The organism is Pricia sp. (genome assembly GCF_041745955.1).
Taxonomy (GTDB): Bacteria; Bacteroidota; Bacteroidia; order Flavobacteriales; family Flavobacteriaceae; genus Pricia.
In genome coordinates this window covers 1-10,575 of sequence record NZ_JBGTHY010000293.1, presented here as the reverse complement: position 1 = coordinate 10,575, position 10,575 = coordinate 1, and the positions used below count along the sequence as shown (strand labels likewise).

Here is a 10,575-nt window from a genome sequence, read left to right as displayed (position 1 = left end):
GGCATTGAAGTAGTCAACTACCTCGTGAATGCCGTTTTGGTTAATCCCGATTCAGAAGTACAGAAAGCATTATCGATCGAAAAATCCAAAAAAGTCTGGAAACTGGAAAAAATAAGGGGGTCCAAGGATGCCAAATATCTCTACTCTGTTTCCTATTTTCACCCAAGAATCGGTATCACGGGCGATGACAATTTTAAAAGGCCCCTTTACGAGCTATTGGAGCAGGAGCACGATGTTATTGTCGCTACCTCAAAGGAAAAATTGAGGGCGATAAAAGCCGATAGCAAAATTGCCGCTATGCTCGGCCTCGATAAGGGTATGGCAATATTAAGAAGGGAAAGGTTGGTCTTGGACGTTGGCGATAGACCCGTGGAATACAACATCGTTTTCTACCATACCGACCATTTCACCTATGACATCGATATTAAGAGGGAGCTTTGATACTAAGTCACTCCCTATTAAACAGACAGACCTTTAGTGTTTTAGATTCAAACAGGAGTGTATTTCTTTCAGAATGTAAGGATGGAAAACGAAATCGTAGTGGGTATCGACATCGGCGGAAGTCATATCACCAGTGCTGCCGTTGACCTTCACAAGCTTAAAATACTACCCAATACCAGTTGTTCGGTCAAAGTTGACAACAAGGCCTCCAAATCGGTTATTTTTGAAAGCTGGAGCCGGACCATTAACGGGACTATTGCCAAAGCGGAAATCAAAGGCAAGGTCAAGCTCGGTTTTGCCGTTCCGGGACCCTTTCATTACAAAACTGGGACCGCTATGTTCGGCGGAAACGATAAATATGAAAAATTATACGGCGTATCCATCCCCAAGGAACTTGAAAAATACTTGAAAAGTCAAGAGGTGGAATTCCGGTTTCTAAACGATGCGATGGCCTTTGGCGTCGGGGTCTCTACCGTGGGAAAGGCCGAAAATTATCGTAAAATCATCGCCATCACCCTGGGTACCGGTTTTGGTTCGGCTTTTATTGATGAAGGTATTCCCCAACAAAGCTCAAAAGATGTTCCCAAAAACGGATGGCTATGGGACAAGCCTTTTAAACAAGGTATAAGTGACGATTATTTTTCAACCCGATGGTGTATTAAAAAATATCAAGAACTTTCATCAAGGCAAGTTGAGGGGGTTAAGGAAATCGCCCAGGCGAACGACCACCATTCTCAAGCCCTTTTCGAAGAATTTGGTACAAACATGGCCGAATTTATGCTTCCCTTTCTAAAACAATATCGGCCCGAGCTCATGGTTCTGGGAGGAAATATATCTAAAGCCAGCGACCTGTTTTTACCAGCCCTGAGTATAAAAATTCAGAATTCAGGACTAAAAATAGAATTTGAAATATCGCAACTCATGGAAGATGCCGCGATTATTGGTAGTGCCAAATTGTTCGATGCGGATTTTTGGAATCGGATAAAAGTAACTCTTAATTTCGACAATAATCAAATGCTTGAATAATTGGTACTTTTAATTTCCAATCGAAATTCAATTTAAAAAAATGATCAGAAAAACGGGCGGAATCAACTATCCATGGCTAAAAATGATTTGGGATAGTGCCCAAACCATCAACAAAGTAATTCTATATGACCGTCCAAATTTAAATACCCATGCCGCCGTAGGAACCCTATACTTTAGCGACGGCTCACAAATCAGCGTTACCGCACTTCCTAACGTCGGTGCCGCTATAACATTCTGATTTACCAATAAAATAGTGAACTGGATTCGCTTTGGCGGAACAATTACCTTGAAACCTATCCGCCGAAAAGCTGGGATTAAAATTAATATATAGTTAACGAGTATTCCCCTATGCCCTCCAGAATAGTTTTTTGAACGATTAGGAATCATCCAAACGAAGACAGATAATATATTTTCTGATAAAAAAGTTAATAGTTTATTAAATAATAATATAATTTTATATATATTTGGTTATGTATGGACATATTAACATTAAAAATAATCTGATGTTGATATTTAAAATGGTAATAAATTTCGATGTCATAATTATATATTGTTCCATAATGTAGATAGCCGATTACGACAAGGGAAACCTTTGCTTTCCAGACGGAGCAAGCAGGAAAAAATTAGAATTTCAAAAAATCAGAAGAAATTTGAGTCTAGTTATAACTTCAAAAATCTAAATATATAAACACACCTTTAATAAATACGACAAGTGATGGACAAATAGTACAAACTATTTAAAAATTTAAAACGCTTTTTAGCGCCAAAACCAATTATAACTATTTGTCGCAAATAACCAAAATCAACCCTGTCAATCAACTAAATAACTTTCAAATTATGAAGTCAAGCGCTACTTTTTACGACCAGTGTCGAATGGCAATTGCCAGATTGTTGCTGGTTGTTACCTCTCTAATGTGTACCTATGCAATGGGTAATGAGATGTCGCCAAATAGAACAAATCAATTATTTTCAGCCATATCTATCCTATCTGTTGCAGAGGTTTCAAGTGACAACCTTCAAACCCAAATTACAGGAACAGTCAATGATGAGTCGGGTGTTGGTTTACCGGGTGCGTCAGTTGTAGAAAAAGGAACCACCAATGGAACCCAGACTGATTTTGATGGCAAGTATACCCTAAACGTATCCGAAGGAGCGACCTTGGTCTTTTCGTACATCGGTTTTGGCACCCAAGAAATTGTTGTAGACAGTTCTACAATGATTGATGTGGTACTCACAGAAGATGCCGCTTTTTTAGAAGAGGTGGTGGTAATTGGCTACGGAACACAAACTAGGGCCGAGGTAACCAATGCGGTTTCACAACTAGAGGGTCCGGTCCTAAAGCAGACGCCCGCTATTTCAACATCTAATGCGCTTCAGGGACAAGTGCCCGGGCTCTTCGTAGTTCAGGGTTCTGCCGCCCCTGGTTTTGATGATTCGGAATTAAGAGTACGTGGTTCCAGTACCTTTAACGGTAATGTTCCGGTACTGATAGTTATAGATGGGGTCGCAAACAGAGACCCTGATGGTCTTAACCGTATAGATGGTGCAGATATAGAGAGTATATCGGTACTAAAGGATGCCTCTGCCGCCATTTACGGTGCGCAAGCTGCCGGTGGGGTAATTTTGGTAACCACAAAACGGGGTACTGAAGGTAAGGCGAAGTTTCAGTACAATTTTGATCAAGGTTTTTCAAGACCTATCGGCAAGTTGGGCACTGCAAGTGCTGTTGACTTTATGAACATTAACAATACTTCTGATGAGTTGGATAATAGACCGCTTGGTTTCCCCCAAGAATTGATCAATAATTTCCAAAATGGCACAAGAGAATCTACGGATTGGTGGGATGAAATAATAGGAGGTAGGGCTTTGTTGCAAAACAGACATTCGCTCAATGTTCGTGGAGGCTCGGAAAGAGTAAAATATTTTACTTCAATTGGGCACGCTAGACAAGGGGCACTGGCTGTCAATGATGATAAAACCCAATTGCGCCAATACAACCTCCGTTCAAATTTAGACGTAGTGGTAAGTGATAACTTCAGTATACAATTTGATATTCACGGAAGACGTAAATTCACACAAGCCCCTCAAGGGGATATTGGTGGTGTTGGTAACCAGCTTGGTGTAACAAGCCCCTTGTTGCCAGCCTTCATTATCGGAGATTCTGATTTTCCTGCATCCGGTTTTTCAGAATTCAACCCTGCGGCAAGGGTTACAAGCCCTGGTTATCGGAGATTCAATCAAGACGTATTTAATGCGAATCTCAATTGGGACTTAAAAATGCCATGGTTGTTAGATGGACTTTCATTTAAAGGCTTCGCGGCATACGACCACGTTTACAATGTGAATAAAGAATTCAATTTTACTTGGTTCTGGTATGAACTTAGTCCTGATGGGGAGGTAGTGGAAAGACCATCAAGAAGTATTGAACCGCCGGGACTTACGCAATTCTTTGGTCAACAAAGTCAGACTACGGTGAACTTTAGGTTCGAATATGAAAAAACTTTTGGAAAGGATCATGATCTAAAAGCATTTGTGGCTTATGAACAGAATGAAGGAGCTTTTAATAACTTCAGCGCAGGTAGGCTTAATTTTGAATCTGCGGCCCTTGATGAATTATTTGCGGGCAGTCTTAACCAAGATGACTGGATTACCGATGGATCTGCCTCAGAGACCTCTAGGCAAAATTATTTTGGCAGGGTGTCATATTCTGCATTTTCAAAATACCTTTTTCAGTTTAACTTTAGATATGATGGCTCAAGTATTTTTCCAAAAGAAAACAGATTTGGATTCTTTCCTGGAGCCTCCGCGGGATGGCGTCTTTCAGAAGAATCATTTATGCCAGAGGTATTCAGTGACTTAAAACTCAGGGCCTCTTGGGGTATATTGGGTAATGACAGGGTTGCTCCGTTCCAATTCTTACAGGCATATAGTCTTCCAAATGGTTTAAGTGGTAACTCGGGAGGAGTTGTTATTGGCGGTCAAGATGCGCAGACATTAATTCCGGGTGTATCTGCCAACCCTAATATTACTTGGGAAAAAACAGAAAGCCTTGATATTGGTTTAGAAGGCTCTTTGTTTGAGGGTAAATTGGGATTTGTCTTTGATTATTTTAAGCAAAACACAACGGATATTTTAGCTCCAAGAAACTCATCGATTCCAAACGTATTTGGTATAATACCTCCGAGCGAGAATATTGGGGAATTTGCAAATGAGGGCGTTGATGCACAAGTAAGCTATAACTACGATAATAGAAGCGGTTTTACTTTGGATATTACCGGCAATTTTACTTTTGCTAGAAATAAAGTGATATTTAGAGATGAAGTTCCCCCGGCCGAAGGTTCTGAGTTTCAAAGGTCTGAAGGTAGGCCGCTTATCGCTCCATTGGTATATCAAGCCACCGGAATATATAGAAGTCAAGAAGATTTAGATACGAATACCAATTATCCCGGTGCAGGATTGGGGAATTTGATTTTTGCAGATTTAAACGGTGATGGCACCATTACCGGGGATGACAGGTATAGATTTGATGCCAAACTTTTTCCAGAAATTCAATATGGTGTAAATATTGTCGCAGGTTTTAAAAACTTTGATTTTAGTATGTTGCTTCAAGGTGCAGGTAGAGTGAAAAAGCCCCTCAATAATGAATTTGCTGCATCTGGTGGCGGTAATAATTTAAAGTATTATGTCGATAGAACTTTTAGCTTAAGTAATACGGAGGCCGAATTTCCAAGAATAGGAAGAACAGGGCTAGATGCCGGTAATACTAGTGACTTTTGGTTCAGGAATGCAGATTATTTGAGGATAAAGCAAATGCAGCTTGGTTTTAACCTTCCAGATGGCGCTTTGGAGAAAATGAATGGTTTAGAAAGCTTTAGGCTCTACATAAGTGCAACGAATATATTGACAATTTTTGATGCCCTAGGTGAATTTGAGCTAGGTGATCCAGAGTTTACCAACAGTTTCAGTTTTCCACAATTGAGTACTATTAATTTAGGATTTAACTTAGGTTTTTAAAATTATAAATATGAAAAGTTTAATAAAAAAAGCTGGGCCATATGTAACATTGACAGTAATGTCCGGTGTTATGATTGTTTTAAATTCTTGTAATGATGATATACTGGAATTAACGCCTTTGGATCGTATTAGTGAGGTAGCAGTTTTTACGGACGAGGCGTTCTTGACGAATTATGTCAATGGTAATTATCGAGGTATTCGCCAACATTTTGAGCCAGATGCAGGAGGATATATCGGGCTGACCGATATTGGTACGTTCCAAGATGAAACATTACAATACAATTCTTCGGCCATACCCTATAGAGAAGGTAACCTAACACCTGATTTAGTTGAAGTTTTTACCAGAGGTATTGGTAACGGCGGGGTATTCGATATGTGGCAAAACTCTTACGGATTTATTAGAAGAATAAATGTCTTTTTTGAAAATACAGAAGGGAATGAAGATTTAAATGCAGACCGTTTAAGAGTATTGAGCGGTGAATCTGCCTTTCAAAGGGCCTACATCTATTTTGAACTGCTTAGACATTTTGGTGGTGTACCTTTATTGACCAGTTCTGTTGCGCTTGATGAAGCAGAAGCTACACCGGTTGCGCGTGCCTCCTATGATGAGGTGGCCCAGTTCGTATTGGATGAATTGGACCGGAGCGCACAACTTTTGGCGGGGGAGGATATGGAAACCGGTAGGGCCAGTCAGGCCGCAGCACTTGCGTTAAAGGCAAGAATGTTGATGTACATGGCCAGTCCTTTGAACAACCCATCGAACGATGTTTCAAAATGGCAAGCGGCAGAAGCGGCACACGAAGCTGTTTTTGTGCTAGGTTTTAGTTTGCACCCAGATCACGTACAAGTGCAAAGAGAGCCAATCAAAACGGATGAAGTTATTTTTGGACGGGAATACACCATTCAAAACGGAACGGAGTCACAGGCTTTTGGTATTGCTTGGGGCTATAATTACGATTTTTGGCCTGCTGGTTTTGATGCACAACAAAAACAAGTGCCCACACAGCGATTTGTAAATATGCATCAGATGACCAATGGGGAATACCCCTATTTGGATGAAAACTTTACCTTAAATCCGGCTTCTGGCCATGACCCCCAAAACCCGTTTGTCGATAGGGATCCCCGTTTCTATTTTAATATTTTGTATCCAGGTGCCCCTGTTAATATAATAGATGGTGGTAGAACTACCGAAAGAACTTATGAATATTGGGAAGATGCCAATCCAGGAATCCCAAATGAAAACCCTGATAAGGTAGACCCTATCAACGGTCAGGACTTATTCGATTTTGGACGGGATTCTAGACAATATTGGATTGATGGCCGTACCCCATTTCATTGGGATATTCAAACAGGCTATATCTTTAATAAATTATTGGATTTCACGGGCCCCAGGGCAGATTTTCAGTATGATTATAATAATGTGACCACATTTATAAGATTATCTGAAATGTATCTTAATTATGCAGAAATACAAATTGCTCTAGGTAATGACGAAGAAGCAAGAACTTATATTAATTTTATAAGGGCGAGACCATCGGTCAATATGCCCCCTATTACCGCTAGTGGAGCGGAACTGGTGGAAGTATACAGAAAGGAAAGGGCAGTAGAACTTGTTTTGGAAGATCATAGATTCTGGGATTTATTACGCTGGAAGGCTGGTCCTGGAAACATAGATATTAATCCTGTTAATGGCTTGACATCGGTTACCAGAGATTGGTCAAACGGAGGGCAATTTCGTTTTGAATATGGGCCTATTGTAGAACAGAGGGAACCATGGCCGGGAGATTTTTATTATCTGTTGCCGATACCAAGAGATGAAATCAATAGAACTGGCATTGAACAAAACCCCGGTTACCAATAGACGATTATTAAGGTTTATTTAAGTACATTAAGCACTGATATGAAAATATCGGTGCTTTAAGTATTGAGAATATCGTAACGTGAAATTCATAAGAAAATGGGTATGTTTTTAAATCTATATGGGTACAAATACTCATACATTTTTCTTCTTTCAAGCTTCCTTTTGTTAAGTATTGGTTGTTCCGAAACAACAAGTAATCCGAACGGAAAGTTGTTTGAAAAAATAAGTGCCGGCGATTCTGGAATTCAATTTAACAACTTGCTTCAAGAAAATGATTCCGTAAATTATTTCAATTATATACAGATATATATGGGAGGTGGTGTGGCTATCGGCGATGTTAATAACGATGGTCTGCAAGATTTATATTTTACGGGAAATATGGTGGATAATAAGCTCTATTTGAACAAAGGTAATTTTGAATTTCAGGACATTACAGTTACAGCAGGCGTTGAAGCGGACAATCGTTGGGTTACAGGGGTAACCATGGGAGATGCCAACCAAGACGGCTGGCTTGATATTTATGTCAGTGTTTCCGGGAAATGGCAGACCACTAAAAATTTGCTTTATATCAATGATGCCAATGAAACCGGAAGTCCAACGTTTACTGAGATGGGCGAAAAGTTCGGTGTCGCCGATCAAGGTAACAGTACGCAAGCCGTTTTCTTTGATTATGACAGGGATGGAGATCAAGACCTCTACGTGTTGAATTATCCAATTAATACGGCCGGACAAAACATGCAGAAATTTAAGTACTATCAGGAAAATAATGTGCCATATAAAGATAGTGATAGGTTGTATCAAAATAATGGCGAACGATTTACAGATGTCACCGAAGAAGCCAAATTATCTAAATACGGTTTATCGCTTGGGGTATCTGTTGGGGACTATAACCAAGATGGATGGCAAGATCTGTATGTATCCAACGATTTTGTGACCCCGGACTATTTTTTGATCAATAATCAAGATGGTACGTTTAGCGATCACAATTTAGAGCTTACCAAACACACATCCTATTTTGGAATGGGTACGGATGCGGCGGACTTCAATAACGACGGATATCTTGATTTTTTTCAGGCGGATATGCTTCCTAGCGACAATAGAAGATCAAAGGCCAATATGGACAGTATGGACCCAGATAGATTTCACCGTATCGTTGAAAATAATATGCACCACCAATATTCTGCAAATATGCTACAGCTTAACATGGGGTTGGACGGCAATGGGTTACCCCTATTTTCCGATGTTGCCCGCTTGTCGAATGTACATTCTACGGACTGGAGTTGGGGTCCTCTTTTTGCCGATTTTGATTTTGATGGATATAAGGATTTGGTGGTCACGAATGGCATACGTTATGAAATCAATAATAAGGATTTCTTTATTGATCTTGGCGACTTTGATTTGGAAACCACTGATTTATTGGCTTTGAACAATAAAATGCCATCTGAAAAAATACCTAACCAGATTTATAGGAATTCCGGAAACTTGCAGTTTGAAGAGGTAACCGAGGCATGGGGACTTTATGAAAAAGGCTTTTCAAACGGTTCTGCCTATGGTGATCTGGATAATGATGGTGATTTAGACCTTGTAATCAATAATCTGAACGATCCAGCTAGCGTATTTAAAAATAAGGCCGTTGAAAATGGTTTAGGAAATTTTATTAAAATTAAATTTAAAGGTCCCGATACTAATCCCTTTGGTATTGGCGCAAAAGTTTGGGTCTCTACACTAGAAAATGAGCAATATCAAGAACTAACAATGACCAGGGGATTTCAATCCTCCGTTCCTGCCGAATTGGTTTTTGGTCTAGGTGATAGCGAAAGCATCACGAATATTAAGGTGGAATGGCCCAATGGCAACACCTCTCTTTCAGAAAATGTTGAAGCGAACATAACTCAGGTATTTAATTATACAGCGTCTATTAAAGCTAAGAATCTTGCAGAAGAAAAAATTACCTTGTTCAAAGATATTACCGATGAGACAGGTATTTCCCATAAGCATGAGGAAAACGTATTCGATGATTATAGATACCAAGTCTTACTACCACATAATATCTCCGAATACGGTCCTGCTCTGGCTGTTGGAGATATCAATAATGATGATTTAGATGATTTTTACATTGGGGGTTCTTATGGAAATATAGGATCATTATATATCCAACAAAAAGATGGAAAGTTTAAGGAGAAAATGGAAATTCCTTGGGCCGACGCTAAATTTCAAGAAGACACCAGTGCCATTTTTTCAGATGTCAATGGAGACGGTCTTCTAGATCTATATGTCGTTAGCGGTGGAAACGAATACCCTGCAGGTCATCAGGCCTATCAAGACCGATTGTACATGAATTTAGGCGAGGGCAAGTTTGCCGAATCCAAATCTGCGCTGCCCATCGCTACAGAGAGCGGTGGCTATGTTACTTCGGCGGATTATGACAATGATGGCGATGAGGATCTGTTGGTTACCGGGAGAATTGTACCAAGAAACTATCCTAAAGCACCCAAAAGCGTTATTCTTAGAAATGATAGTCGCGATAATAGCGTAAAATTTACCGATGTTACCTCGGAGATAGCGCCCAGTTTAGACAGTTTAGGTATGATCACTAAGGCAAAGTGGCTCGACTTGGATAACGATAATGCGCTTGACCTGATTTTGATAGGAGAATGGATGTCCATTACGTACTTGAAAAACAGCGATGGAAAGTTTGTTGACAGAACGGAACAGGCGCAACTAGCGAACACACAAGGTTGGTGGTACGGTATGGGGGACAGTGATTTCGACGGCGATGGTGATACTGATTTCATATTTGGAAATCTAGGGTATAACTATAAGTACAAAGCAAAAAAAGGAGAACCGTTTACCCTATATACCTATGATTATGATGGGAATAAAAATGAAGATTTGGTCTTATCCTATTATCAGGACGGGGAACAATATCCCGTTAGGGGTAGAGAATGCTCGTCCCAACAAATACCGGCTATCAAAAAAAAGTTCAAAGACTATAATTCTTTTGCCGAAGCTAAGTTAGTTCAAATCTATTCCAAAGAGCATTTAGAAAAGTCGACTAAATTTGCTGTTGAGGATTTCGGTAGCGCCTACGTTGAGAATTTAGGAAATGGCACTTTTAAATTAAGAAGATTGGACTTGCTTGCCCAATTATCTTCATTAAATGACTTTACGACGGGTGATTTCAATAATGATGGTCATACGGATGTACTCGCCGCTGGAAACCTATATGGATC

General features: G+C 39.9%; 6 protein-coding genes. All 6 read left to right on the top strand.

Annotated elements, in window-relative coordinates; all coding sequences use genetic code 11:
• A partial coding sequence (locus ACEW8S_RS10730) for a GntR family transcriptional regulator (RefSeq protein ID WP_373518149.1) occupies positions 1–441 on the top strand: 441 nt, incomplete at its 5' end.
• An 81-nt stretch (positions 442–522) separates the two neighbouring features.
• Positions 523–1,467: an ROK family protein gene (locus ACEW8S_RS10725; protein WP_373518148.1), complete on the top strand. Its 945-nt coding sequence runs from the start codon at positions 523–525 to the stop codon at positions 1,465–1,467.
• A gap of 40 nt (positions 1,468–1,507) precedes the next feature.
• Complete coding sequence (locus tag ACEW8S_RS10720) at positions 1,508–1,705, top strand: hypothetical protein (protein ID WP_373518147.1); 198 nt, start codon at positions 1,508–1,510, stop codon at positions 1,703–1,705.
• Positions 1,706–2,304: 599 nt separating this feature from the next.
• On the top strand, positions 2,305–5,481 hold the full coding sequence (locus ACEW8S_RS10715; RefSeq protein WP_373518146.1) for a SusC/RagA family TonB-linked outer membrane protein: 3,177 nt from the start codon (positions 2,305–2,307) through the stop codon (positions 5,479–5,481).
• 10 nt (positions 5,482–5,491) lie between these two features.
• Positions 5,492–7,342 carry a RagB/SusD family nutrient uptake outer membrane protein gene (locus ACEW8S_RS10710; protein WP_373518145.1) on the top strand — a complete coding sequence of 617 codons (1,851 nt, stop codon included), beginning with the start codon at positions 5,492–5,494 and terminating at the stop codon, positions 7,340–7,342.
• Between the two features lie 258 nt (positions 7,343–7,600).
• Positions 7,601–10,575: VCBS repeat-containing protein (locus tag ACEW8S_RS10705; protein ID WP_373518144.1), on the top strand; the 2,975-nt coding region annotated here is incomplete at its 3' end.

Coding starts and splice junctions, on each gene's coding strand:
- ACEW8S_RS10725 (WP_373518148.1), top strand. CDS start 523: ATGGAAAACGAAATCGTAGTGGGTATCGACATCGGCGGAAGTCATATC.
- ACEW8S_RS10720 (WP_373518147.1), top strand. CDS start 1,508: ATGATCAGAAAAACGGGCGGAATCAACTATCCATGGCTAAAAATGATT.
- ACEW8S_RS10715 (WP_373518146.1), top strand. CDS start 2,305: ATGAAGTCAAGCGCTACTTTTTACGACCAGTGTCGAATGGCAATTGCC.
- ACEW8S_RS10710 (WP_373518145.1), top strand. CDS start 5,492: ATGAAAAGTTTAATAAAAAAAGCTGGGCCATATGTAACATTGACAGTA.